The organism is Zoogloea sp., assembly GCF_028689785.1.
Taxonomy (GTDB): domain Bacteria; phylum Pseudomonadota; class Gammaproteobacteria; order Burkholderiales; family Rhodocyclaceae; genus Zoogloea.
This window is the reverse complement of the sequence record NZ_JAQVCN010000005.1, coordinates 107814-132221: the sequence shown is the minus strand read 5'-3', so window position 1 is coordinate 132221 and position 24408 is coordinate 107814. Positions and strand designations below refer to the sequence as shown.

Annotated in this window: 24 protein-coding genes; 15 read left to right on the top strand and 9 right to left on the bottom strand. The window is 68.7% G+C overall.

All coding sequences use genetic code 11. From position 1 onward, the window contains the following. The first annotated feature begins 45 nt into the window (after positions 1-45). The 4 genes from PHI64_RS04575 (at position 46) to PHI64_RS04560 (ending at position 6399) form a co-directional block, all read left to right on the top strand. Positions 46-1311, top strand: a complete 1266-nt coding sequence (locus tag PHI64_RS04575; protein WP_299879280.1) for an NnrS family protein — start codon at positions 46-48, stop codon at positions 1309-1311. Between the two features lie 133 nt (positions 1312-1444). Further along, on the top strand, positions 1445-4501 hold the full coding sequence (locus tag PHI64_RS04570) for an EAL domain-containing protein (protein ID WP_299879277.1): 3057 nt from the start codon (positions 1445-1447) through the stop codon (positions 4499-4501). Positions 4502-4657: 156 nt separating this feature from the next. Further along, complete coding sequence (locus tag PHI64_RS04565; RefSeq protein WP_299879274.1) at positions 4658-5422, top strand: TerC family protein; 765 nt, start codon at positions 4658-4660, stop codon at positions 5420-5422. After that, positions 5419-6399 (top strand): serine/threonine protein kinase, encoded by a 981-nt coding sequence (locus tag PHI64_RS04560; protein ID WP_299879271.1) that lies wholly within the window; start codon positions 5419-5421, stop codon positions 6397-6399. Before PHI64_RS04565 ends, PHI64_RS04560 begins: the two co-directional genes overlap by 4 nt. Before the next feature lie 117 nt (positions 6400-6516). On the opposite strand, the gene PHI64_RS04555 is transcribed toward PHI64_RS04560, so the two are convergent. Further along, positions 6517-6993 carry an HAD domain-containing protein gene (locus PHI64_RS04555; protein WP_299879267.1) on the bottom strand — a complete coding sequence of 159 codons (477 nt, stop codon included), beginning with the start codon at positions 6991-6993 and terminating at the stop codon, positions 6517-6519. Positions 6994-7161: 168 nt separating this feature from the next. On the opposite strand from PHI64_RS04555, the gene fabI reads away from it, so the two are divergent. Both fabI and PHI64_RS04545 read left to right on the top strand, forming a co-directional pair. Beyond that, on the top strand, positions 7162-7941 hold the full coding sequence (gene fabI, locus PHI64_RS04550) for an enoyl-ACP reductase FabI (RefSeq protein ID WP_299879264.1): 780 nt from the start codon (positions 7162-7164) through the stop codon (positions 7939-7941). A 15-nt stretch (positions 7942-7956) separates the two neighbouring features. After that, positions 7957-8541 (top strand): hypothetical protein, encoded by a 585-nt coding sequence (locus PHI64_RS04545; protein ID WP_299879261.1) that lies wholly within the window; start codon positions 7957-7959, stop codon positions 8539-8541. 74 nt (positions 8542-8615) lie between these two features. Here the strand turns inward: PHI64_RS04545 and PHI64_RS04540 are convergent, their stop codons facing one another. Next, positions 8616-9524 carry a recombination-associated protein RdgC gene (locus tag PHI64_RS04540; RefSeq protein ID WP_299879258.1) on the bottom strand — a complete coding sequence of 303 codons (909 nt, stop codon included), beginning with the start codon at positions 9522-9524 and terminating at the stop codon, positions 8616-8618. A gap of 157 nt (positions 9525-9681) precedes the next feature. On the opposite strand from PHI64_RS04540, the gene PHI64_RS04535 reads away from it, so the two are divergent. The 3 genes from PHI64_RS04535 to PHI64_RS04525 are packed head-to-tail and all read left to right on the top strand — an operon-like array spanning position 9682 to position 11536. Next, on the top strand, positions 9682-10734 hold the full coding sequence (locus PHI64_RS04535) for a hypothetical protein (RefSeq protein ID WP_299879255.1): 1053 nt from the start codon (positions 9682-9684) through the stop codon (positions 10732-10734). A 33-nt stretch (positions 10735-10767) separates the two neighbouring features. Beyond that, a complete protein-coding gene (locus PHI64_RS04530) occupies positions 10768-11166 on the top strand; it encodes a hypothetical protein (RefSeq protein WP_299879252.1) in 399 nt (132 codons plus the stop codon). Between the two features lie 34 nt (positions 11167-11200). Beyond that, the gene (locus PHI64_RS04525; protein WP_299879249.1) at positions 11201-11536 is read left to right on the top strand and encodes a transcriptional regulator; all 336 of its coding nucleotides are present in this window, start codon (positions 11201-11203) and stop codon (positions 11534-11536) included. 1 nt (position 11537) lies between these two features. On the opposite strand, the gene bluB is transcribed toward PHI64_RS04525, so the two are convergent. The 7 genes from bluB to PHI64_RS04490 form a co-directional block, all read right to left on the bottom strand. Continuing rightward, positions 11538-12212 (bottom strand): 5,6-dimethylbenzimidazole synthase, encoded by a 675-nt coding sequence (gene bluB / locus PHI64_RS04520; protein WP_299879243.1) that lies wholly within the window; start codon positions 12210-12212, stop codon positions 11538-11540. 53 nt (positions 12213-12265) lie between these two features. Beyond that, complete coding sequence (gene dbpA / locus PHI64_RS04515; protein WP_299879240.1) at positions 12266-13732, bottom strand: ATP-dependent RNA helicase DbpA; 1467 nt, start codon at positions 13730-13732, stop codon at positions 12266-12268. Positions 13733-13835: 103 nt separating this feature from the next. Then, positions 13836-14636, bottom strand: coding sequence for a DnaJ domain-containing protein (locus PHI64_RS04510; RefSeq protein WP_299879237.1), 801 nt, complete (start codon positions 14634-14636; stop codon positions 13836-13838). Between the two features lie 139 nt (positions 14637-14775). Next, on the bottom strand, positions 14776-15489 hold the full coding sequence (locus PHI64_RS04505; protein WP_299879234.1) for an ABC transporter ATP-binding protein: 714 nt from the start codon (positions 15487-15489) through the stop codon (positions 14776-14778). Continuing rightward, positions 15486-16706: an ABC transporter permease gene (locus tag PHI64_RS04500; protein WP_299879231.1), complete on the bottom strand. Its 1221-nt coding sequence runs from the start codon at positions 16704-16706 to the stop codon at positions 15486-15488. Before PHI64_RS04500 ends, PHI64_RS04505 begins: the two co-directional genes overlap by 4 nt. Positions 16707-16740: 34 nt before the next feature. Then, positions 16741-17979 carry an efflux RND transporter periplasmic adaptor subunit gene (locus tag PHI64_RS04495; protein WP_299879228.1) on the bottom strand — a complete coding sequence of 413 codons (1239 nt, stop codon included), beginning with the start codon at positions 17977-17979 and terminating at the stop codon, positions 16741-16743. After that, positions 17976-18470, bottom strand: coding sequence for a peroxiredoxin (locus tag PHI64_RS04490; RefSeq protein WP_299879225.1), 495 nt, complete (start codon positions 18468-18470; stop codon positions 17976-17978). Before PHI64_RS04490 ends, PHI64_RS04495 begins: the two co-directional genes overlap by 4 nt. Positions 18471-18520: 50 nt before the next feature. Between PHI64_RS04490 and PHI64_RS04485 the strand changes: the two genes are divergently transcribed. The 6 genes from PHI64_RS04485 (at position 18521) to PHI64_RS04460 (ending at position 24384) form a co-directional block, all read left to right on the top strand. Next, the gene (locus PHI64_RS04485; protein ID WP_299879222.1) at positions 18521-19183 is read left to right on the top strand and encodes a DUF4197 domain-containing protein; all 663 of its coding nucleotides are present in this window, start codon (positions 18521-18523) and stop codon (positions 19181-19183) included. 37 nt (positions 19184-19220) lie between these two features. Beyond that, positions 19221-19910 carry a 5-oxoprolinase subunit PxpB gene (gene pxpB / locus PHI64_RS04480; protein WP_299879219.1) on the top strand — a complete coding sequence of 230 codons (690 nt, stop codon included), beginning with the start codon at positions 19221-19223 and terminating at the stop codon, positions 19908-19910. After that, a complete protein-coding gene (locus PHI64_RS04475) occupies positions 19907-20947 on the top strand; it encodes a biotin-dependent carboxyltransferase family protein (protein WP_299879217.1) in 1041 nt (346 codons plus the stop codon). Before pxpB ends, PHI64_RS04475 begins: the two co-directional genes overlap by 4 nt. Next, positions 20944-21720 carry a LamB/YcsF family protein gene (locus PHI64_RS04470; protein ID WP_299879214.1) on the top strand — a complete coding sequence of 259 codons (777 nt, stop codon included), beginning with the start codon at positions 20944-20946 and terminating at the stop codon, positions 21718-21720. Before PHI64_RS04475 ends, PHI64_RS04470 begins: the two co-directional genes overlap by 4 nt. Positions 21721-21960: 240 nt before the next feature. Next, entirely contained in the window at positions 21961-23247 is a 1287-nt protein-coding gene (locus PHI64_RS04465) for a Glu/Leu/Phe/Val dehydrogenase (protein ID WP_299879211.1), read from the top strand. 123 nt (positions 23248-23370) lie between these two features. Next, a complete protein-coding gene (locus PHI64_RS04460) occupies positions 23371-24384 on the top strand; it encodes a transporter (RefSeq protein WP_299879208.1) in 1014 nt (337 codons plus the stop codon). The last annotated feature ends 24 nt before the right edge of the window (positions 24385-24408 follow it).

The window sequence follows — 24408 nt, the reverse complement described above, 5'->3', positions numbered from 1 at the left end:
CCGTCCGCAGCTCCCGACGCCGCGGCAGACACCGCCTACCCCTTTATGGATAAACCCCTCCGCCTGCAGCCCCGCCCCAGCGAACCCGCCCCGCCCCCGGCTGGCGGGCCCACCGGCCCGATCCTGTTTGCCGCCCCTCATCGGGCCATGTTCCTGGCCGGCATGCTCCAGGCCGTCCTCGTCTTTCTGCCCTGGACCTGGGAAATGCTGGCCCGCAGCGGCCTCCTCGCCGGCCCGGCATGGCCCTGGCCGCCCGGCTGGGTGCATGGGCTGTGGGCCAGCTACGGCGTCTTCCCCTTCTTCGTCTTCGGCTTCCTGCTGACCGCCATGCCCCGCTGGCAGGGCCTGCCCGACACGCCGGGCGCGGCAGCACGGCCGGCGTGGCTGCTGCTGTGCGCAGGCTGGCTGCTGTTCGACGGCGGGCTGCTGGTCAACTCGCCCGGCCTGCGCGTCGGTGGCCTGACGCTGGTGCTGACCGGCTGGGTGCTGGCCCTGGGGCGCCTGTATCCAGTGGCCTTCAAGCCCGGTACCGCACGCCTCCACCCGGCCAGCGCCTGGCTGGCACTGGCGGCCGGCGCCGCCGGGCTGCTGGCGTGGATGGGCTACGCCCTGTCCGGCGAAGCAGCCTTCGCCCGGACAGGCATTGCCATAGGGCTGTGGTGGCTGCTGACCCCCCTGTTCATGGTGGTGAGCCACCGCATGATTCCCTTCTTCTCCGCCTCGGCCCTGCCCCGCTACGAGGCGATCCGCCCCGACAGCGCACTGATGGCCCTGCTGGCGGCCAGCTTCATCCATGGCGCCTGTGCCGCCGCCGACCACGCCGCCTGGGCCTGGCCGGCCGATCTGGCCGGCGCGGCCACGGCCTTCTGGCTGAGCGCCCGCTGGCAGCTGCGGCGCAGTTTTGCCGTGCCGCTATTGGCCATGCTGCATCTGGGCTTTCTTTGGCTGGGGGTGGCCTGGCTGCTGGGGGGTGTGAATGGCCTGCTCCAGGTGAGCGGGCTGGGCACCCTCGGCCTGGCGCCCCAGCATGCCCTGACGGTCGGCTTCTTTGCGTCCATGAGTCTGGCCATGGTGTCTCGGGTGAGCCTCGGCCACTCCGGCCGCCCCCTGGTGGCCGACACCCTGACCTGGCGCCTGGCCCTGGGCCTGCACGCCGTCGCCGGCCTGCGCGTGCTGGCCGACCTGCTGCCTGGCAACCCGCAACTGCTGCTGACCCTGAGCAGCCTCGGCTGGCTGGCGGTGGTAGTGCCATGGGCCGCGCGCCTGGTGCCTGTCTATCTGCAAGCCCGGGCGGACGGCCGCCCCGGTTGAAAGCAGGAACTATGACCGCATCCTCGTCACTTCGTAGACCCCGCTGTCATGAATCCGGGACTTCCTTCCTTAGTCCGCCGCAAGCCACACGGGCATGATCGGGGCCAAATTGCATCACCCGGATCAGACCAGGATGGAACACAAGCCTAACCCGACAGACGCCCCCCGCCACGCAGGACGCCACCTGGCGCCGGAGTGCACCCTGTTCGACGCACTTTCCTGCCTGCTCACCCGTGGCCTGAGTGCCATCCCCGTGGGCGAGGCCGGCAACGGCCAGAAGATCCTCAGCGCTGCAGCTCTGGTAAAAGCCTGGCAGGCTGGCCTGCCCGGTGAAACCCCGCTTTCCGCCCTCGACCTGGAAACCGCCGACACCGCGCTTCCGGAAGCCCCTGGCGCCGAAACCCTGATCAACGGCCTGCCCCTGCTGCTATGGATGAAAGATCGCCAGGGGCGCTTCCTGCTGGTCAACCAGAGCTTCGCCGAATCCTGTGGCCACAGCGCCCCCCAGTCTGTGCTCGGCAAGACCGACCTGGACCTGTGGCCACGGGAGCAAGCCGAGCTGTACCGGGCCCAGGACGCTGACGTGATGGACAGCGGACGCCCCCGCACGATGATCGAGGAGATCATCGACAAAGGCATACCCGCCTGGTTCGAGACCTACAAGGCTCCCGTGCGCAGCGCCGACGGACGCATCCTCGGCACCCTCGGCTTCGCCTGCAACATCAGCGAGCGGATGCGTCAGGAGGCCAGCGCCCGCCACGACAAGACCCCGCTGGCCTACGTGCTGGCCACCATCGGCGAAGGCGTATGGGACCGTGACCTGCTCTCCGACCAGGTCAGCCACAACCCGCGCTGGTGCGAAATGCTCGGCCTCGACGAGCGTTACCTGGCGCATCCGGCCACGACCTCCCTGACCCTGGTGCATCCGGACGACCGGGCCCGCCTGTCACGGATCATCGACACCTGCCTGTGCGGTGGTGGCGCTTTCTGCTGCGAGTACCGCATCCGCCACGCCGATGGCCACTACCTGTGGGTGCGCGACCGGGGCGACGTGGTGGAACTGGACGAACATGGTCAGCCCCTGCGCATGGTCGGCAGCATCGCCGACATCACCCTCGCCCGCGAAACCGCCGCGGCCCTGCAGGAGAGCCAGAACCGCTACCAGCAGGTTTTCGACAATGTGCGCGAGGTGATCTTCCAGACGGACACCCTGGGCCACTGGGAGCTGCTCAACCCGGCCTGGACCGAAATCAGCGGTTTCAGCGTGGAGGAATCCCTCGGCCGCAGCTTCGGCGACTTCCTTCATCCCGACGACCGGCCCCACAAGTACCGCGCCTTCAAGCCCATCATTGCCCGCACCCTGCCCCACTGCAGCGCCACCCTGCGCCTGCGGTGTCACGACGGCAGCTACCGCTGGATGGACATCTTCATCCGCGCCCAGCTCAACGAGGCCGGCGAAGTCATCGGCACCTCAGGCACCCTCAATGACGTCACCGCCCGGGTCGCCGCCGAGGACTACCTGCGCCTGACCGCCAGCGTGTTCCGCCACGCCCACGAGGGCATCATCATCACCGACCCCCACTCCCGCATCCTGGAGGTCAATGACAGCTTCTGCGTCCTCACCGGCTACGCCCGCGAGGACGTCATCGGCCAGAACACCCGCATCCTGCGCTCAGGCGTGCATGAACCGGCCTTCTACGAGCAGATGTGGACGGAACTGCGCAGCACCGGCACCTGGCAGGGCGAAACCTGGAACCGCAAGAAGAGCGGCGAGCTCTACGCCCAGCTCGGCAACATCTCCGCCGTACGCAACGAAGCTGGCCAGACCACCCACTACGTGGGCCTGTTCACCGACATCACCGATCTCAAGGAGAGCCAGCGCCACCTGGAGCACCTGGCCTACCACGACGTTCTCACCCAGCTGCCCAACCGCAGCCTGCTGGCCGACCGCATGCAGATGGCCCTCGCCCAGGCCGAACGCAACAACACCCTGGCCGCCGTGGCCTATCTGGACCTGGACGGTTTCAAGCCCGTCAATGACCGGCTGGGCCATGACGTGGGCGACTTGCTGCTGGTGGAGATCGCCCGCCGCCTGCAGGCCTCGACCCGGGCCGGTGACACCGTGGCCCGCCTGGGCGGCGATGAATTCGCACTGATCTACAACGGCCTTGAGCACAGCGACGAATGCGAACAAGTGTTTGCCCGCCTGCTCGCCAGCATTGCCGAACCGGTCGTCATCGACAGCCTCGAACTGCGCGTGACCGCCAGCGTCGGCGTGACCCTGTGCCCCCTCGACGGCTCCGACCCCGACACCCTGCTCAGCCACGCCGACCGGGCCATGTACCTGGCCAAACAGGCCGGCCGCAACTGCTTCCACCTCTTCAACCCCGAGCGCGACCGCGCCCTGCGCGCCCACCGGGACGCCCAGACCCGGGTCGAATCGGCCCTCTACGGCGGAGAGCTGGAGCTCCACTACCAGCCCAAGCTGGACACCCGCTCCAATCACCTGACCGGTGTCGAAGCCCTGATCCGCTGGAAGCATCCACAGCTCGGCCTGCGCATGCCGGGTGAATTCCTGCCCATGGTCAGCGAATCCCGCTTCGAGATCGAGCTGGGCAACTGGGTGCTGGCCACCGCCGTTGCCCAACTGGACAGTTGGTGCCAGGCCGGCTTTGCCACCCCCATGAGCGTCAATATCTCGGCGCGCCACCTGGCCCACCCGGGCTTCGTGCCGCACCTAAAGGCCGTGCTCGACGCCCACCCTCAGGTAGACGCCGGCCTGCTCCAGCTGGAAGTGCTGGAAACCACCACCCTTGGCGACCTGCAGCGCATCGCCGCCATCATGGCCGAGTGCAACCGCCTCGGTGTGAGCTTCGCCATCGACGACTTCGGCATCGGCTTCGGTGCGGTCAACAGCCTGCGCAGCCTGCCCGTGCGCAGTATCAAGATCGACCGTTCCTTCATCCACAACATGCTCGACGACGACGACGATCTGGCCACCGTACAGGGGGTGATCAGCCTGGCTGCAGCCTTTCACCGGGAGGTCATTGCCGAAGGCGTGGAAACCCCCCGCCACTGCCAGGCCCTGCTCAAGCTCGGCTGCCACCAGGTCCAGGGCCACGGCATTGCCCGCCCCATGCCCGCCGCCCACATGCAGGTGTGGATGCAGGAGCATGCCCGCCGGCATTGAGGCCCGTCTCCACGACGCTTTACGTTCTTCTCCTGGGCCCGCCCGCAACCCTGGCCCCGGCGCCACCCTGCACGCCGCGGACACGATTTCGTGCGACCATGCGCAGCGCAGTCCATCCCCGTGGCCTGCGTCCCCGCAACAACCGCATACCCGACCATGGAATTCCTGACCGACCCACAACTGCTGATCGCCTTCTTCACCCTCACCGCGCTCGAACTGGTGCTGGGGATCGACAACGTGATCTTCATCTCCATCCTGGTGGACAAGCTCCCGCCCGAACAGCGCGCCTTCGCCCGCCGCCTAGGCCTCTTCCTGGCCATGTTCATGCGCATCGGCCTGCTCATGATCCTCTCCTGGCTGGCTGGCCTCACCGAACCCATGCTCACCCTGCTCGGCCACGGCTTCTCCGGACGCGACCTGATCCTGCTCGCCGGGGGCCTCTTCCTCGTCTGGAAGAGCACCCAGGAAGTGCATCAGCTGATGGAAGGCGAGGAAGGCGAAGCCTCCAGCGCCGTCAAGGCCACCTTCAGCGCAGTGATCGTGCAGATCATCCTCATCGACATCGTCTTCTCGCTGGACTCGATCATCACCGCCATCGGCATGGTCAACAACCTGCAGGTGATGATCGCCGCAGTGGTCGCCTCGGTGGGCCTGATGATGGTGGCCTCCGCGCCGATCGGCGAGTTCGTCTCCCGACACCCCACCGTCAAGATGCTGGCCCTGTCCTTCCTGCTGGTGATCGGTGTGGTGCTCATCGCCGACGCCTTCGGCCACCACGTGCCCAAGGGCTACATCTACTCGGCCATGGCCTTCTCCGTGATGGTCGAGATGCTCAACCTGCGCATGCGCAGCCGCCAGGCCGCCAAGGTCACGCCTGTGCAGCTCCACGAACCTTACGTACGTGAAGGCAACTCCCAGTGACGGCCCCCTTCGGGCCGCTCACCCCCGACTTCATCCTCAGCGCAGTGGAGGCCTCCGGCCTCCGCTGCGATGGCCGCCTGCTGACCCTCAACAGTTATGAAAACCGGGTCTACCAGGTGGGCATCGAAGACGCGGCCCCGCTGATCGCCAAGTTCTACCGCCCCGGGCGGTGGAGCGACGCGGCCATTCTCGAGGAACACGCCTTCCTGACCGAACTGGCCAACGCGGAGATCCCGGCAGTGGCGGCCATCGAGATCGGCAGTCGCACCCTGCACCACCACGAAGGCTTCCGCATCGCCCTCTTCCCGCGCCGGGGCGGGCGGGCCCCAGAACTCGACAGCCCGGAAGTGCTGGGCTGGCTGGGGCGCTTCCTCGGACGCATCCACGCCGTGGGTGCCATCCAGCCCTTCAGCCACCGCCCGACGCTGGACATCCGCAGCTTCGGCGAAGCCCCGCGGGACACCCTGCTGGCCTCCCCCTTCCTGCCACCCGAACTGCGCGACACCTGGCTGTCGGTGGTGGAGCAGGCCCTCGACGGGGTGCGCCGCTGCTTCGAGCGTGCCGGCCCCCTACCGCAGATCCGCCTGCACGGCGATGTACACGGAGGCAACGTGCTGTGGACCGATGCGGGCCCCCATTTCGTCGACTTCGATGACGCCCGCTGCGGCCCGGCCGTTCAGGACCTGTGGATGCTCCTCTCCGGCGACGCCCAGGCCATGGCCCGGCAGCTCGACAGCGTGCTGGAAGGCTACGAGCAGTTCGCCGATTTCGATCCGCGCAGCCTGCACCTGGTGGAGGCCCTGCGCACCCTGCGCCTGATCCACTACGCCGGCTGGATCGCCACCCGCTGGGACGACCCGGCCTTTCCGGCCGCCTTCAGCTGGTTCGACAGCCCGCGCTACTGGCAGGACATGATCCTGTCCCTGCGGGAGCAAGTGGCCTTGATGGAAGAATCACCACTGACGCGGCTGTTCTAAGGTCGCGCTCAAGCCACGAAAGCTGGCACCACGCCCCTTGTGGGGTCGAATTCACTCGACCCCACGGGCCCTCCGGTCAGCGTGGCCGCCGCCGGAACGCCCGTTCCGCTTGACCCGTCAGACTGCCGCCTCCGGCGCCTTGAACTCCCCGCTGCGAAAAGCCTCAAGCAGGCGCCGCATGCGGCCCGCATCCTCGTCGGTGAAGCCCTGCTTGAAATCCGTCAGCACCAGCCGGGCGCGGGTCGGCCAGTTGCCGGGGGCATCATCCACGGCCAGCCACTCGGCTGTGGGCGCTCGACGCTCCAGCCACTGCCGGGCCTCCCGCTCACGCAGGCCGTAAAGCTCGTTGGGCGTACGCGGAAAAATGGTGGGCGAGCAGTCGATCACCCGTGGGCGGAGATCTTCCGAAAAGCGCGCCGACAGCTTCTGAAGGGAAAACAAGGTGCGCCAGTCTGAAGAGATGATGACCCTCGTCTCCGGGTACTCCCGCAGCACGGACTCCAGCATGGGCAGGCAGCGGAAGTCCTCCGCCTCACCCCACGGATGGGTCACCCCGTCGAAATCCAGGAAGACATAGACCGGGGAGAGAGCCACCGGAGGCGTGTTTTCGGCCGTTTTTTGATGCATCGCAACAAGAGCACTGAGAAAAGGCGGAAACTTGCCGTTAATCGAAAAATGACTATGTAACAGTCACGTTAGACTATTCTAAGGTCAGCGATTGCTGCAGTGCGGTAATTTTTCTCGTTCCAACGGAGTCCAGCCATGAAACCCATCATCAATCTCGAAGGCAAGGTCGGCCTGATCACCGGCATTGCCAATGAAAAGTCCATCTCCACCGGCGTTGCCGAGGCCTGCATCGAGGCTGGCGCAAAAGTCGTCATCACCTACCAGAACGAGAAGACCCTCGCCTTCCTGGAGCCCATCGTCAGCCGCCTGGGTGTCGAAGACGTGCTGCTGCTCGACGTGACCAAGCCCGAGACCATGGACGAGGTCTTCGCCAAGATCGACACCAAGTACGGCAAGCTCGACTTCGCCATCCACTCCATGGCCTTCGCCAAGCGCGACGACCTGCACGGCCGCGTGGTCGACACCTCCGCCGACGGCTTCGCCCTGGCCATGGACGTGTCCACCCACTCCTTCGTGCGCCTGGCCCGCAAGGCCGAGCCCCTGTTCGAAAAGGCCGGTGGCGGCTCGCTGATCACCATGACCTACCTGGGCAGCGAAAAGGTCATCGCCAACTACGGCGTGATGGGCCTGTGCAAGGCCGCGCTCGAAGCCGCCACCCGCTACATGGCTTTCGAACTGGGCCCCAAGAACATCCGCGTCAATGCCATCTCCCCGGGCCCGCTGATGACCCGTGCCGCCTCCGGCATTGCCGGCTTTGACGGCCTGATGGCGGCGGCAGTGGATCGTTCCCCGCTGCACCGCCTGGTGACCCCGGAAGACATCGGCGCACTGACCGCCTTCCTGGTCTCCGACGCCGGCCGCAACATGTCCGGTGGCGTGCACTTCGTCGATGCCGGATACAACATCATCGGGTAAATCCTCGGGTTCGCCATGATCCCCCCTACAGCCGGAACCGGGCAGGCCGGCATCAGCCTGCCTGATCCAGTGCCGGCCCACCCCCTGCTCGACGGCCTGCCCGAACTCGGGCGGGGGGAATCCTCCATCGTCCTCACGCCTGGCGACGGCCAGCGAGTCTTCAAGATCGTCAGCTCACCGGCCGACTACTTCTACCTGGCCGCCGACGACCGCCCCACCGGCATCCACTTTCCGCGCCTGTTCCACGACCACGGCATCATTGGCAAGGCCAGCTCTGGCTACTCCTTCCGCCTGCTCGAGATCGAACATCTGCTGCCCGTTTCGGGTGAAGCCGAAGCGCTCGCCCAGCGGCTCTCCCGGGCCTATTGGGAGGGCTGCGAGAAATGGGCCAACATGGGCGTCAACCGCGGCCGCCTGGCCCTCTACCACATCAGCCGCGAACCGCCGCCCGACCTGCCTGCGAGCCTGGTCCAGGCCGTCGCCGCCCTGTCTGACTTCATTGAGGAATACCCCGTGCAGCCGGACATCCTCAACCCCCGCAACCTGATGATGCGCGCCGACGGCACCCTGGTGCTGTCCGATCCGGTGTTCCTGCCCTAGGGGGAGGCAAGGCTGGCAGATGTACTGCCCCCTTACGGGTACCGGAGTACCCGTGGGGTCAAGCCTGCGCCCGTTCAGATCACCGCGTCCTTCACCTCGCCGCCCAACACTTCCAGCAATGCCGGGATCAGGCGCGACAGCTCGCCGCTCATCAGGGCGAAATCGGCTTCCATCTGCATGTCGGCGGCGTCGGCCTGACGTTCGGCTTCTTCCTTGATCACGTCGAGGAAGGCCACCCGCTTGATCTCCATTTTTTCGGTCAGGATGATCGAGATACGGTCGTCGAAGGTCATCGCCAGACGCGTCGGCAGCTTGCCGGCAGCCAGGTGGTCCTGCACGTCCTTGCCATCGAGGGCGTGGCGCACATAACGCACGGCGGCCTTCTCGTCGGTAACCGCGCGCAGCTCGCAGTCCAGGTCGATGGTGAAGTTGCCGCTGGCCTGGTTGGCCGCCAACCAGTCGGTCATCACCGATACTGGCGAAAGCTGGGTCTTGACCATCTTCACCGGGAGTTCGTCCAGGGTGTCACGCAGGGCATCCAGCACTTCCTCGGCACGGGCCGGGCTGGCTGCGTCGATCACCAGCCAGCCGCCCTTCGGGTCGATCCAGCTGTACACCTTGCGGCGCCGGGTGAAGGCCCGGGGCAGCAACTCCTGCAGCACCGCCTCCTTGATCTCCTTCATCTGCTTGCGGCCGGGCTTGAAGCCCTGTTGGGCCTCGATCTGCTCGGCCTTGTCGGCCGCCACTTCATTGACCACCGACGAGGGCAGCAGCTTCTGCTCCACCATCAGCGCCACCAGGTAGTGCCCGCCTACGGCCAGCACGAAGCGATCATCCTTGGTCGGCGAACTCCAGCCCCGGCTCGCCATGTCCTGACTGCCACAGGGTGCAAAGGGCCGGGCTGCGAGCTTTTCGTTGAGGGTTTCGACGGTCAGCCCCCAGTTTTCGGGGAGACGGTAGATCTGGAGATTGCGGAACCACATGGCGGGAGACGATCCGTGCTGAAGAAAGGGAGGCGGCATTGTAGCGGCTCGCCGCGACACCGCCAGACCGTTCGGCGGATCACCCGATCGTTGACACTCTGCAATTCAGAGCTTATAACTCTGAACTACAGAGTTAATTCATGCGGAATTCCCGATCATGGCCGACCCCATCTCACGCCAGCTCGACACCATCCAGTCCATGCTAGTGCGCGGCCAGCGCAACCTGCGCATGGAGCGCCACAGCCTGGTGCTGTGGGGTCTCGCCGGTGCAGGGCTGTTTCTGTCCAGCGATGCCGTCTTCACCGCCGAACAGATCCCCGACACCACCCAGCGAGCCCTGATATGGCTGGCCTGGATCGCCCTAGTGTTGGGGAGCGCCGGCTGGGCCGACTGGCACCTGACAGGCCGGGTCAAGGCGGCCCGGGACGAAACCTGGTCCTTCATCCATCGCCAGGTAGTCAAGCTGCTGTGGTTGCTGATGGGCATCGGCACACTATTCACCTTCGCCACCTTCTTCTTCGGCGGCGCCTACATGCTGTGCACCGTCTGGCTGGTACTGATCGGTCTGGCCCTGTATGTGCACGGCCTGTTCTCGGAAGAAGTGCTGGAATGGGCCGGAGGCATCATCATCGCCATCGGGGTCGCCGGGTTGGCGGCGCGCCTGCCATTCGAGACCATGAAGTGGATCGCCGCCTCGGTATTCGGGCTGGGCCTGCCGATGCTGTCGGGCCTCCTGGACCATGGCCGTGCGCGCCCCTTCACCCTGCGCCTGGCCCAGGCCGCCGGTTGGACGGTGCTGGTGCTGGCCGCCCCCTTCGCCGGCCACCGCTACGCCTCTGCACTGCAGCCGCCCGAGGTGCCGGTCACGCCCCTGGAGGCCTTCCTTGCCGGCACCGATCTGGCGGGCACCCGCATCGTCAGCCTGCCGGCCGGCACCCGCGTGCCGGTGCGGGTCGAGGTGTCGGGCGACCTCTTCCGCCCAAGTGCCGATGCCATCCTGCCCCTGACCCTCGACCAGCCCCTGGAGGTCCTGCTGCGCGATGGCCAACCCACCGGCGACGTGCGCGCCCCCGGCGGCCCCTGGCGGCTGGCCCGGGAAACCCACTGGATCTCCATTCCGTGGATGCGCGCCAGTCTCGATCCGGCCCACGGGCCGCAGGTCGAATCCGCCCTGGTGGTGGATTTCCACGGCGGCAACGCCCGTCAGTAGTCCCGTTTTCCCACGTCCCTAAGGAGTCCTACCGTGATCCTGCGTCTTTCTGCGGCCACCCTTGCCACCCTCGCCCTGGCGGGCTGCGCCAGTTTCGGCAAACCGGGCGCCGATGAGCTGGCCCGCCTGCCCGTTGTCCGCTTTGGCGAACAAGCCCCCGCCGGCCAACCCTACATCCTGCTCTACCCGGCGGGCGCCCCCCTGCCGATCGAGGCGCGTATTCACGGCAGCCTGCTCGACGGGGAAGCCCGCAGCACCCTCACCGTGCGCACCCGCCAGGACGTCTACACCTACAAGCAGTGGGCCAGCCTGGACGGCAAGAACTGGAAAGCTGGCAACGAGGTTGTGGGTGGAAACTTCGAAATCCGCGTCCCCGGCGAACAGGACGGGCGCAATCCGGGCTCGATGCGGGCAGAATTCAACCTGAAATAGACATTCGGTGCCCGCTCCGGCGGGCCAGCAGCCCATGGAAGCCCTCGATCCCCTCCTGCACCAGCCCCTGCGCACCCAGCTCGCCGCCTTTCTGGCAGGCGCAGGTGAGGCCAGCTTTTCTGAACTCAAGCGCAGCCTGGAGGTGTCCGACGGCAACCTGGAGTCACATCTGAAGAAGCTCATCGCCGCCGACTACGTGAGCCTGCAACGCAGCGAAGGGCCCGGCCGGGCCCAAACCCGCTACAGCATGACGCCCACCGGCCTGGCCGCCCTGCAACGCTACATCCAGGCCCTGCAGAAGCTGCTGCCCATCGGGGCCGACGGCCTGGCCACCCCGCCGGGCCGGCTGGCCGGCAACACCGGCACCTGAATCACCCCGCGTCGGCAGAAACCGCGGGCGCCTGCCAGCCGTTCTCGAAGACCACGGTATCCAGGGGCATGCGCTCGGCCCACTGGTGGATCTCCAGCATCGGACGGGGGTAGAAGGCCTCCACATGGCCGATGCACAGGATGGCCACCGGCCTGGCCCCCGCCGGCATGCCCAGCAGCTCGGCCAGGGCCGCCGGGTCGAAGATCGACACCCAGCCCAGGCCGATGCCCTCGGCCCGCGCCGCCAGCCACATGTTCTGGATGGCACAGGCCACCGAGGCCAGGTCCATCTCGGGCAGGGTGCGGCGGCCGAAGACGTGCTTCTCGCGCCCGTCGGCCAGGGCCACCACGATCACCTCACCGGCCTCCAGCAGGCCTTCCACCTTGAGACGCATGAAATCCTCTTCGCGCTCGCCCAAGGCCCGGGCGGTGGCACAGCGCTCCACCTCGACCAGCGCATGCATGCGCTCCCGCAGGCCCCGGTCGGTGATGCGGATGAAGCGCCAGGGCTGCATGTAGCCCACGCTGGGGGCGTGGTGGGCGGCCCACAGGAGCCGCGCCAGCAGGTCCGGATCGACCGGATCCGGGCGAAAGTGGCGCATGTCACGCCGTTCGGCGATCACGCGGTAGATGGCTGCCACATCGGCATCCGGAAAGCGGTGGGCGTTGTCGGCCATGATGGAGACCCCGTACAGGGCGGTTGATCGGTCGTTGCAGCGGACGCGCCAGTTTACTCGTCGAGCAGGCGGACGCGGACCTTCTTGCCCTTGATCTTGCCGTCACCCAGCCGCTTCAGGGCCTTGCGGGCAATGCTGCGCTCGACAGCCACGTAGGTGGATTGCTCGTTCACGTTGATCTTGCCGATCTGACTGGCGGCAAAGCCGGCCTCGCCGGTGAGGGCGCCGAGCACGTCGCCCGGGCGGATCTTCTCTTTGCGCCCGCCGAGGATCTGCAGGGTCACCATGGGTGGCACCAGGGGCGTCTGGTCTTCGGCCTGGAGGGCGTCGATGGACTCCCACTCCGGCTCGAAACCATGGGCCCGGGCCAGGTTGTTCACCCGGTTCATCTCGTTGGGGCTGGCCAGGCTCAGGGCCCAGCCTTCCTCGCCGGCCCGGCCGGTGCGGCCGATGCGGTGCACGTGCACTTCCGGGTCGGGGGTCACGTCCACGTTGATCACCGCCTCCAGGCGAGCAATGTCGAGGCCGCGGGCGGCCACGTCGGTGGCCACCAGCACCGAGCAGCTGCGGTTGGCAAACTGCACCAGCACCTGGTCCCGATCACGCTGGTCGAGCTCGCCGTGGAGGGCCAGCACATGGAAGCCTTCAGCGTGCAGCACGTCGATCAGGTCGCGACACTGCTGCTTGGTGTTGCAGAAGGCCAGGGTGCTCTCCGGGCGGTAATGGCGCAGCAGCAGGCCCACCGCGTGGAGGCGCTGCTCTGGCGTGATTTCGTAGAAACGCTGGCGGATAGTCTCGGCGGCGTGCTGCTCGGGCAGGGAGATCTCCTGGGGCTGACGCATGAACTGGCGCGCCAGGCGCACCACGCCCTCCGGATAGGTGGCCGAAAACAGCAGGGTCTGGCGCGTCTTCGGGCAGGCCTTGGCGACGTAGGCGATGTCGTCGAAGAAGCCCATGTCGAGCATGCGGTCGGCCTCGTCCAGCACCAGGGTGAGGAGGGCGTCGAGCTTGAGGCTGCCGCGGGAGAGGTGGTCCATCAGGCGCCCCGGCGTGCCCACCACGATGTGGGCACCGTGCTCCAGGCTGTCTGCCTGCGGGCGGATCGGCGTGCCACCGCACAGGCTGAGAATCTTGATGTTCTCCTCGGCCCGGGCCAGGCGACGGATCTCCTGGGTGACCTGCTCGGCCAATTCGCGGGTCGGACACAGCACCAGGGCCTGCACGGCGAAGCTGCGCGGGTTGAGGCGGTCGAGCAGGGCCAGGGCGAAAGCAGCCGTCTTGCCACTGCCGGTCTTGGCCTGGGCAATCAGGTCGTGCCCGGCCAGGGCAACCGGCAGGCTCGCGGCCTGGATCGGCGTCATGCTGTGGTAGCCGAGGCGGGCCAGGTTGGCGATGACCGGGGCCGGCAGGGGCAGCTGATCGAAGGGCGCCGCCACGACGGCGGCAGGAGGCGGAATGAAGGCGGCGTCTGAAGCCTGGCCGGAATCAGCGTCCGGCAGCGGGGGCAAGGTCGAGTTCATGCCGGATTATCCCGGAAAGCGGGGCCGAAATCAGGCCGAACGGCAGATCCTTCCCCCACAAACCCACAAAACTGCCGGCACCATGTGCAGCCAGCGCAACCCCTCAGTTGCGCAGCTCCTGCTGCCAGCGCGCGCGCTCCCGGGACAGGCGCTCCTGCACGCGCCGCTGCTCTTCCATCTCGACACGGCGCTCGGCCTCTTCCTTCTGGCGTTTCTCGCGCTCGGCCTGCTGGCGGGCGGCATGCTCGGCACGCTCCAGGTCGGAGGACACCCGGTCGGCGTAGTAGGTGCGCTCGCGCAAAGCCTCCTCACGCCGACGCTCCTCGTCCCGGCGGGCCCGCTCCTGGCGCTCCTGCTCGTAGCGGCTGGCGGAGTCGGCCCGTTCCTGACGCTCCCGGCTCTCCTGCTCGGCGATCTCCGCGTCACTCATGTTGCCGTACATCTGACGCCGTTCAGCAGCCATCACCCGCTCCTGGGCCTCGGCGGCCATCTCGCCGCTGGCCGCCCGCCCGGCCTGCTTGAAGGCGAACAGGGAGAAAAATATCTGGATGACCATACCGACGATCATCAAGCCGCCGATGATGGTCAGCATGATGCGGCCGGGTGTCCATTTGACGTCACTGATCTCCACCTTCAAGGGCAGGCCGCCATCTGCCAGCGGGAGCGGCGATGAAGCCTTGGCCTGGATCAAGCTGGCGTCGTAGGCGGCACGCCGGCCGGGCTCGGAGAGAATCCAGTAAGCCTCCTTGATGGCCTTGATGCGGTTGTCCGCATCCACCGGCGGCAGGCCGTGCGTGCCCGACTGGTAGCGCTCGACCAGCAGCAGATGCGCGGCGCGGATCTCGGCCTCGGTGGCGTCAGGGCCAAGCCCGAGCAGTTCGTAAAGGGTGGTCCTGGCCTTCATGGAATCGAGAAAACGTAAGGTGGGTTGCGAGCGTGGGCGTGATTATGGCCGACGGGCAGGCTCTGCGGAAAGGCCACTTTCTGCCTTCAGGCAGCCCGGGTCAGCGCAGGGAGCGGCAGGGCGGGCACGTCATCGGGCCTCAGGCCGAGGCCGGGCTGTCGTCGGCGATGTGCCCATCCACCAGGCGCACGATGCGATCGCAACGGGCGGCCAGGCGCGGATCGTGGGTGACGATGAGGCAGGCGCAGTTGCTCTGGCGGTTGAACTCCCGCAGCAGGGCAAAAATGTCGTCGGCGGTGTGGGTGTCCAGGTTGCCGGTGGGCTCGTCGGCCAGGATCAGGCGCGGGCGCAAGGCCAGGGCGCGGGCAATGGCGACGCGCTGCTGCTGGCCGCCGGACAACGCCGCCGGCTTCTTGAGGGCGTGGGCCTTGAGGCCGACCGCGTCAAGCAGCTCCAGGGCCGTGGCCTCGGCCTCATCGTCGGCACGGCCCCGGGCGATGATGGTGGGCATCATCACATTTTCAAGGGCGGTGAAGGCCGGCAGGAGGTGGTGGAACTGGAACACGAAGCCGATGCTGCGCCCCCGCAGCTGGGTGATCTCGGCTTCGGACAGGCTGGCGGTGTCGCGCCCACCGATGGACAGGCGCCCGCCGGTGGGGCGCTCCAGCAGGCCGATGATGTTGAGCAGGGTGCTCTTGCCCGAGCCCGAGGGGCCGATCAGCGCGGCAAACTCGCCCTCGGCCAGGCTCAGGTCGATGCCGTGCAGCACCTCGGTCTCCACCGGCGTGCCCAGGTTGTAGGCCTTGGTGAGGCCGGCGAGTTCGATGACGGGCGCGATGACGGGCGTACTCACGAGCGGATCGCCTGCACCGGGTCCATGCGCGCCGCCCGGCGCGCGGGAATGAGCGCTGACAACAAGCCAACGAACGTTGCCACCACCGCCGCCATCACGATGAAACGCGGCTCCAGCTCGGCCGCAAACAGCGGCTGGCCGTCGGCGTTGCGGTAGATGGCCGAGAAGACGTTGAGCAGGGTGAAGGCCAGGGCGCTACCCAGCACCGAGCCCACCGCCCCCACCACCGCGCCCTGGATCAGGAAGACCTGCAGGATCATGCTGCGGCTGGCCCCCATGGCACGCAGGATGCCGATCTCCTTCTGCTTCTGCACCACGCTGACCACCAGCACGCTGGCGATGCCCAGGGCCACGATGATGACCACGAAGCTGCGGATCAGGTTGTTGGACACGGACTGATTGCGCAGGGCCGCCAGCAGCTGGGCGTTGGTCTGCATCCAGCTCTCCACGGTCAGGCTGGTGGCGCCGCGCAGGCGGTCGGCCACCGGCTGGGCCTCGAAGATGTCGGCCACGGTGAGGTCCAGGTTGGACACGCCGCCGGGCAGGTCGAGCAGGCTCTGGGCCAGGGGCAGGGTCACGAAGATCCAGCGGCGGTTGAGATCCTTGTTGCCGATGTCGAAGATGCCGCCCACCTGCAGCAGCTCGTCACGGCCATTGGGCAAGGCCACCCGCAGCTTGTCGTCCATGCGGATGCCCAGGTCCTTGGCCAGCTCGGAGCCGATCACCGCCCGGGTGCCGTCCACGGCAAAGCGGCCGGCCACCATGTATTCCTCCATGCGCACGATGCGCCGGTAGCGTTCGGCGTCCACCCCCATCAGGGCCACCGACTTGCTGGCCTGGCCGCGCACGGCGAAGGCCGGGCCGGTGACCACCGGCGACACGGCGGTGACCCCCGGCATGTCGGCAGCCAGCCGGGCGATGTTCTCCCACTGGTCGATGGAGCGCAGACGCTGGGCGCGGGGCTCGATGATGGAGGCAAAGCCGGCATCATCGATGGCGCGCCGGTTGACCTCCTCGGCCGGGCGGATCACCACATGAGCCTGGCTGCCCAGCACCCGGTCCACGATCTGGGCCTGGAGCTGGGTGATGAGCTGGGTGAGGAAGACGATCACCGCCACGCCGCCGGTAGTGCCGGCGAGAATCAGCAGGGTCTGCATGCGCCCCTCGCGCAGGAAGCGCAGGGCCACGAGGGGCGCGAAGGGGAGCCGGAACTTCATCCCAGCGTGCTCCGCCGGCCAGCCGGGGCGGCCATCAGCGGGTCATGCCCTGGGGCACCTGCACGCCCGACACCTTGGGCTTGCGGGCTTCGCGGATGCGCAGCCGGTCGCCTTCCAGGGCGCCACCGGCGGGCAGCAGCACCTGGTCACCCTCGGCCAGGCCGGTGAGGATCTCGACGCGGCCGATGCCGCTCAGGCCGAGGCCGACCTCGGCGCGGGTGGCGATGCCGTCCCGGGCCACCAGCACCCAGGGCTTGCCGCTGTCCGGGTCGCGCACCGCCTCGGCGGGCAGCACCAGGGTGGCATCCCGGTGGCCGGTGATGGTCTCGACGGAGACGGTCATGTCGGGGCGCAGGAAGGGCGGGGCAGCCGGCACCCGGAAGCGGGTCTCGACGGTGCCGCGCTGGGGGTCCACCGCCGGCGCCAGGTAGTAGAGCTCGGCGTCGAAGGGCTGGGCCGGAAAGGCGTCAGCCACGCCGCGGGCCTTCTGGCCGGGCTTGAGGAGACTCAGATTCTTTTCGTCTACGGTGGCGTAGACGCGGGTCTCACCGGCTTCGGCCAGCTCCAGCAGCACCTTGCCGGCGGTGGCCACATCGCCGGGCTCGGCCTTGCGGGTCAGCACCACTCCAGCAGCCGGGGCGGTCAAGGTGAGCTGGGCAGCACGGGCACGGGCATTGACGAGCTGGGCGCGGGCCTGATCGACCCGGGCACGGGCGGCCTCGCGCTCGCTGCCGCCAGCCTGCTGGGCGGCCAGCTGGGCACGTGCCGTATCGGCCGCGGACGCGGCATTGGCGGCGTTGCGCAGGGCATCGTCGGCCTTCGACTGGGCGTAGAAGCCCTTGGCCACAAGCTGGCGTGCCCGCTCTGCCTCGGCCAAGGCCACCTTGCGGTTGGCCTCGGCCTGGGCGAGCTGCTGGGCAGCCACGGGGCGGCCGACGCTCTCTATCTGGACAAAGCGTGCCTCGGCCTCGGCCAGGGCCGCGGCAGCCTGACTCACCAGGGCCTCGGCGTCGTCGGCACGCAGGCGGGCCAAGAGCTGCCCAGGGCGCACGGGATCGCCCTCGCGCACCGTCACCTCCAGCACGGTAGCGGCCAGCGGGCTGCCGATGACGATACGCGCCGGCGTGGCAATGCGCCCGGTGGCCACCACCGACTGGGTCAAGGCCGCCCGGGTAACGCTCACCACCTCCACCTCACGCCCCCGCGGCCACAGCACGGCCGCCGCCACCAGGCCGGCCGCGGCCAGCGCCAGGATCAGGTTGCGGCGCTTCATGCCGGCTCGGCCAGCAGCTTGTCGAGGAGGGCGTGGAGCTTGGGAAAGTCCGGCTCGCCGAGGAACTTCTGGACGATGCGCCCCTGGCGATCGATGATGAAGGTGGTGGGGGTGAGGCGCACCTCCTCGAAGCCCTTGGCCGCCTCGCCGGTGGTGTCGAGGGCCACGGTGAAGGGCAGGCCGCTGCGGGCGGCGTAGTTGCGCACGTATTCCGGCGGATCGTAGTTCATGGCGATGGCCACGGTCTCGTAGCCCCTGGCGGCAAACTTGCGGTGGGTTTCCACCAGCCTGGGCATCTCGGCCACGCAGGTGGTGCAGGTGGTGGCCCAGAAGTTCACCAGCACCACCTTGCCCTTAAGGGCGCCGAGGCGGGCGCTCTGGCCATCCAGCGTGGTGTAGCGCACATCCGGCGCCGCGGGCTGGCTGCAAGCGTTAAGGAATGCAAGGAGGGCGACTGCGCCCAGAAGGCGCGTGATAGCCTTGAGAAACATTGTTTTTAACCGGAAGAGAGAGGTGTGCCGTGCGTGGGATTCTGCGAGCTTTGCTGCTACTTGTCATCTGTGGTCAGGCCTGGGCCCTGGGTCTTGCCGACCTCACCGACAAGGATGCCTCCGGTGGTTTGCGGGAAGCCCTCGTCCAGGGGGCCGAGAAAGCCGTGGGACAGCTGGGGACTGACGGTGGTTTCCTCAACAACCCGAAGGTGAAGATCGGCCTGCCTTCCAGCCTGGCGCCCATGGAAGACATGCTGCGCACCATGGGCCGCGGCAAGGACCTGGACGCCCTGGTGAGCACCATGAACAAGGCCGCCGAACAGGCTGTGCCCAAGGCCAAACCGCTGCTGGTGGAGGCGGTGAAGAAGATGAGCGTCGAGGACGCCAGGAAGATCCTCGGCGGTGGCGACGACGCTGCCACCCGCTACTTCAAGGACAAGACCGGCGCCCAGCTGGCCGAGTCCTTCCTGCCCACCGTCAAGGAAGCCACCGACAAGCTGGCCCTCTCGGCCCAGTACAACAAGCTCGCCAGCAAGGCCAACCAGTTCGGCCTGGCCAAGGGCGACGAGCTGAAGATCGAGAACTACGTGACCCGCAAGGCCCTGGACGGCCTCTTCCTGATGATCGCCGAAGAGGAAAAGGCCATCCGCAAGGATCCGGTGGGCGCCGCCGGCGGACTGGCCAAGAAGGTCTTCGGCGCCATCGGGCAGTAGCCCGGGTTTGCCGGGGGCTGCGGCCCCGCCTGCCACCGTGCATCCACAGCCCCGCCTGCTCGCCCTGGGCGATGCCGCCTTCACGGTGGAGTTCGGCCCGCAGCTCACCCCGGACACCCAGGCCCGGGTGCTCGGCCTGGCCGCCGGGCTGGCCGAACTGCAGGCCGCCGGCGCGCTGCCGGGGGTGATCGAATGGGTGCCCACCTTCCGCTCGGTCACCGTGCATTTCGACCCCGACCGCTGCCCGCCCCGCCACCTCGCCGCCCGCCTGCAGGCCCTGGCCGGCGAAGGCCGGCAGGCCACCGGCAGCGGGCGTGAATGGACCATCCCGGTGTGCTTCGAGGGCGAGTTCGCCCCCGACCTGGAGGCCGTCGCAAGCGCCCGGGGGCTGAGCCGCGAGGCTGTCGTGGCGCAGCTCACCGCCACTGAATTCACCGTCTGCATGCTTGGCTTTCTGCCCGGTTTTCCCTATCTCGGCGGCCTGCCCGCCAGCCTGGAGATGCCCCGTCTGGCCACGCCACGGCCGCGGGTGCCGGCCGGCTCCGTGGCCATCGCCGGGCGCATGGGAGCCATCTACCCCTGGGACAGCCCCGGCGGCTGGCGCCTGGTGGGGCGCAGCCCGGTCAGCCTCTTCGACGCCACCCGGGCCGCGCGCCCGGCCCTGTTCGCCCCGGGCGACCGGGTGCGCTGGCAGGCGGTGGGGCCGGACGCCCTGGCTGCACCGTGAGCGCCCGCCTGGCGATCCGCGCCCCCGGCCTCGGCGTCAGCATCCAGGATGGCGGCCGCCACGGCCACCGGCACATCGGCGTGCCCCTGTCCGGCGCCCTGGACCCGATCTTCCTGGCTGCGGCCAACGGCCTGCTGGGCAATCCGGCCGACAGCGCCGGGCTCGAGGTGCTGCTCGCCGGCCCCGTTCTGGAGGCCCTCGACGCGCCGGTGCGCATCGCCCTGGCCGGGGCCATGGGCGCCCGGCACCTGGGCAGCGCGGGCACCCGCCGGGCCATGCCGGCCTGGTCCACGCTGACCCTGCAGCCCGGCGAGCAGCTGCAGGTGGGCAGCCCCCGGGGCGTCGGCTACATCGCCATCGAGGGCGGCCTGCTCACCCCGCCCCTGCTCGGCAGCCGCTCCACCTATGCCCGGGCCGGACTGATCCACCTGGCCACCACCCTGCCCTGCCAAACCGCCCGCGGGCACGGCAGCGAGCGACAGAACCTGGCCCTGAGCCATGAAGACGGCCCGATCCGGGTCATCCCCGGCCCCCAGGACGAACACTTCAGCGCCGCCGCCCTCGAGCGCTTCTATACCGAAGCTTTCCAGCTCACCCGCCAGCGCGACCGCATGGGCCTGCGCCTGGCCGGGCCGCGCCTCGAGCACAGCCGGCTGGGCGCCGACATCGTCTCCGACGGGGTGACCCCCGGCGCCATCCAGGTGCCCGCCGACGGGCAGCCCATCCTGCTGCTGGCCGATTGCCAGACGGTGGGCGGCTACCCCAAGATTGCCACCGTGATCCGCGCCGACCTGCCGCGCCTGGCCCACCTGCAGGCTGGTGACGAGGTCCGCTTCCGCGCCGTGGACGCCGACGAAGCCGCCGCCGCCCGGGCGGCCCTGGCCCGCCGCCTGAGCGACTGGCTGGCCGGCGCCCGGCCCGCCGCGGCGGGCGGCGAACCCGACACAGCCACGCTGCTGGCCGCCAACCTGGCCGGCGCCGCGGTGCGTGGCGACGATCCCCACCTTTGGCCCGATTCGACGAGACCCGGCACATGACCCGCATCCTCAACCTCAACGCCGACCTGGGCGAAAGTTTCGGCGCCTGGCAGATGGGCCACGACGCCGAACTCCTGGGGAGCCTCGACAGCGCCAGCATCGCCTGCGGCTTTCATGCCGGCGATCCGCTGGTGATGCGCGACACCCTGCGCCGGGCCAGGGCCGCCGGCGTGAGCATCGGCGCCCACCCGGCCTACCCCGATCTGCAGGGTTTCGGCCGGCGCCCCATGCACCTGCCCCCGGCCGAACTGGAAGCCATCCTGATCTACCAGATGGCCGCCCTGGCCGGCATGGCCCGCTCCGAAGGGCTGGACATGGCCCACGTCAAACCCCACGGCGCCCTGTCCAACATGGCCTGCGTGGATGCCGCCCTGGCCGACACCGTGGCCACCGCCATCCGGGCCTTCGACCCGGGCCTGATCCTGCTCGCCCCGGCCTGCTCGGCCCTGGCCAGCGCCGGCCGCCGGGCCGGGCTGCGGGTGGTGGAGGAGATCTTTGCCGACCGGGCCTATCAGGACGACGGCAGCCTGGTGCCCCGCAGCCACCCCGGCGCCATGATCCACGGCGCCGCCGCCTCCCTCGCCCATGTGCTCGCCATGCTCGAAGCCGGGGCGATCATCTCGGTGAACGGCACCCACCTGCCCACCCCCATCGGCAGCATCTGCGTGCACGGCGACGGCCCCGAGGCCGTGGCCACCGCCCGCGCCCTGCGGGCCGGGCTGCTCGAACGGGGCTACCCCCTGGCCGGGCTCACGGCACGCGCCACCGACTGAGCGCGGAATGGCGGCAGGGGCCCCATGCACCAGGCCCCTGCAGGCACGGCATGACAGCCACCGGAAGGACCGTGGGGGTCGAATCTATTCGACCGCCGACGGTGGTGAGCGGCATGCCGATGAGCAATGTGCTCAGGTCGAATGAACTCGACCCCACGGAGGCAGCCGCGCCGGCGCCGGTCATGGAACCCGGGGCCCGGTCCCGGCGTCCACCGAGGGCCAACCCGAGGAGAAACAACAATGAACAACGTCTCCCACATCCCGTCCTACCTATCCCCCGAGCATCTGGGCCCCTGGGAGACCTTTCTGGTCCAGATCGATCGGGTCGAGCCCCACCTGGCGCCTGAGCTGCGCCCCCTCGCCCCCATCCTCACCCGGCCCATGCGGGCGCTGATCGTCAACGTACCGATCCGCCTGGACAACGGCGAGATGGCCCACTTCGAGGGCTACCGGGTGCAGCACAACCTGGCCCGCGGCCCCGGCAAGGGCGGCATCCGCTTCCACCCCCAGGTCACCCTGTCGGAGGTGATGGCCCTGTCGGCCTGGATGACGGTGAAGAACGCCGTGGTCAATGTGCCCTACGGCGGCGCCAAGGGCGGCGTGCGGGTCGATCCGAAGCAGCTGTCCCTGGCCGAGCTGGAGCGCCTGACCCGCCGCTACACCAGTGAGATCCACATCCTGCTGGGCCAGGACAAGGACATCCCCGCCCCGGACATCAACACCAACGAACAGACCATGGCCTGGATCATGGACACCTACTCCATGAACGAGGGGCGCACGGCCATGGGCGTGGTCACCGGCAAGCCGGTCAGCCTGGGGGGCAGCCTCGGGCGCAAGGACGCCACCGGCCGCGGCGTCTTCGTGAGCACCGTGGAGGCCGCCCGGCACCTGGGCCTGGAGATCGCCGGGGCGCGGGTGGCGGTGCAGGGCTTCGGCAATGTGGGCGAGGCGGCGGCGCGGCTGTTCGCCGAGGCCGGTGCCCGGGTAGTGGCCCTGCAGGACGGCTCCGGCGCCATCGCCAACCCGGCCGGGCTCGACCTCCAGGCTGTCAAGGCCTGGCGCCAGACCCAGCGCAGCCTGCTCGGCGCCCCCGGAGCCGAAACCATCGACGCGGAGCGCTTCTGGTCCACCGACGCCGACATCCTGGTGGCCGCCGCCATGGAGAACCAGATCACCGCCGCCAACGCCGGGCTGATCCGCGCCCGCCTGATCGTCGAGGGCGCCAACGGCCCGACGACCCCGGAGGCCGACCTGATCCTGCAGGAGCGCGGCATCACCGTGATCCCCGACGTGCTGGCCAACGCCGGCGGGGTGACGGTGAGCTACTTTGAATGGGTGCAGGACATCAGCGCCTTCTTCTGGACCGAGGACGAGATCAACGCCCGCCTCGACCGGATCATGCGCGAGGCCTTTGCCGCCGTCTGGGAAGCCGCCCGGAGCAAGGGCATCGTGATGCGTACCGCCGCCTTCGTGCTCGGCTGCGAGCGGGTGCTGATGGCCCACAAGCTGCGGGGCCTGTATCCCTGAGGCCGGGGCCGGATCGGTGACGCAGGCAGAAGGCCATGCCATGACCGCAGCCTTCATCCAGGCGTCACGTCACTGTCACCCGGCGCAGGCAGGCTCGCAGATCCGAGTTTCCGCGTACCTGCCGTGCTGCCCTCCGACGCCTCCTATGGTTCCGACCGCTCCGGCCTGATCTCCGGCTTCCTGTTTCACCCGGGCGGCCGGGGCGAGCCCCTGGACACTGCCGCCGCGGCCCGCTGGCTGAGCGGCGAGGACACAAGCGGCGGGGCCTTCGCCTGGCTGCACTTCAACCTGGCCAACGCCGCCACCGAACGCTGGCTGGGCGAGCACCTGGACAACGCCGAGGCCTTCATGGACGCCCTCCACGAGGGCTCCCGCTCCACCCGCATCGAGCACACCCAGGACACCCTGATCGCGGTGGTCAATGACGTGCTCTACGACTTCGATTTCGAGCCATCCCAGATCGCCACCCAGTGGATCTCGGTGGATGCCCGCACCCTGGTCAGCGCCCGCCTGCAGCCCCTGCGTGCCATCGACCGGCTGCGCGCCGCGGTGAAGGGCGGCGAGACCTTCGACTCCAGCGTGGCCCTGCTGACCCACCTGCTGCGCGACCAGGCCGACGTGCTGGCCCAGATCGTCCGCGCCGCCACCGAACGCGCCGACAAGGTCGAGGACGGCCTGCTGGCCGGCCGCATCCAGCACAGCCGGGCCCGCCTGGGCACCCTGCGCCGGGTGCTGGTGCGCCTGCGCCGCCTGCTCGCCCCGGAGCCCGGCGCCCTGTTCCGCCTGCTCAACCAGCCGCCGGCCTGGATCGCCGACGACGACGTGCACGACCTGCGCCATTCCACCGAGGAGTTCTCCGCCGTGCTGGGCGACATGGCCGCCCTGCAGGAGCGCATCAAGCTGCTGCAGGAAGAGATCGTCGCCCGGGTCACCGAAGAGACCAACCGCAGCGTCTATGTGCTGACCATGGTCACGGTGCTGGCCCTGCCCATCAACATGATCGCCGGCCTGCTGGGCATGAACGTCGGCGGCATCCCCCTGGCCGAACATCCCCACGGCTTCCTGATCATCGTCGCCATCATCGCCAGCTTCACCGTCATGGCCGCCCGCTGGGCCTTCCGGCGGCAGGAGGAGTGACGAGGCCGCCCCACAACAGCCCCA

Excerpts from the sequence above, each read along its gene's own strand:
- PHI64_RS04470 (WP_299879214.1), top strand. The coding sequence starts at position 20,944 with ATGACCCGCATCCTCAACCTCAACGCCGACCTGGGCGAAAGTTTCGGC.
- PHI64_RS04570 (WP_299879277.1), top strand. The coding sequence starts at position 1,445 with ATGGAACACAAGCCTAACCCGACAGACGCCCCCCGCCACGCAGGACGC.
- PHI64_RS04490 (WP_299879225.1), bottom strand. The coding sequence starts at position 18,470 with ATGTTTCTCAAGGCTATCACGCGCCTTCTGGGCGCAGTCGCCCTCCTT.
- PHI64_RS04565 (WP_299879274.1), top strand. The coding sequence starts at position 4,658 with ATGGAATTCCTGACCGACCCACAACTGCTGATCGCCTTCTTCACCCTC.
- PHI64_RS04465 (WP_299879211.1), top strand. The coding sequence starts at position 21,961 with ATGAACAACGTCTCCCACATCCCGTCCTACCTATCCCCCGAGCATCTG.
- PHI64_RS04525 (WP_299879249.1), top strand. The coding sequence starts at position 11,201 with ATGGAAGCCCTCGATCCCCTCCTGCACCAGCCCCTGCGCACCCAGCTC.
- PHI64_RS04545 (WP_299879261.1), top strand. The coding sequence starts at position 7,957 with ATGATCCCCCCTACAGCCGGAACCGGGCAGGCCGGCATCAGCCTGCCT.
- PHI64_RS04575 (WP_299879280.1), top strand. The coding sequence starts at position 46 with ATGGATAAACCCCTCCGCCTGCAGCCCCGCCCCAGCGAACCCGCCCCG.
- bluB (WP_299879243.1), bottom strand. The coding sequence starts at position 12,212 with ATGGCCGACAACGCCCACCGCTTTCCGGATGCCGATGTGGCAGCCATC.
- dbpA (WP_299879240.1), bottom strand. The coding sequence starts at position 13,732 with ATGAACTCGACCTTGCCCCCGCTGCCGGACGCTGATTCCGGCCAGGCT.
- PHI64_RS04540 (WP_299879258.1), bottom strand. The coding sequence starts at position 9,524 with ATGTGGTTCCGCAATCTCCAGATCTACCGTCTCCCCGAAAACTGGGGG.
- fabI (WP_299879264.1), top strand. The coding sequence starts at position 7,162 with ATGAAACCCATCATCAATCTCGAAGGCAAGGTCGGCCTGATCACCGGC.
- PHI64_RS04500 (WP_299879231.1), bottom strand. The coding sequence starts at position 16,706 with ATGAAGTTCCGGCTCCCCTTCGCGCCCCTCGTGGCCCTGCGCTTCCTG.
- PHI64_RS04495 (WP_299879228.1), bottom strand. The coding sequence starts at position 17,979 with ATGAAGCGCCGCAACCTGATCCTGGCGCTGGCCGCGGCCGGCCTGGTG.
- PHI64_RS04510 (WP_299879237.1), bottom strand. The coding sequence starts at position 14,636 with ATGAAGGCCAGGACCACCCTTTACGAACTGCTCGGGCTTGGCCCTGAC.
- PHI64_RS04535 (WP_299879255.1), top strand. The coding sequence starts at position 9,682 with ATGGCCGACCCCATCTCACGCCAGCTCGACACCATCCAGTCCATGCTA.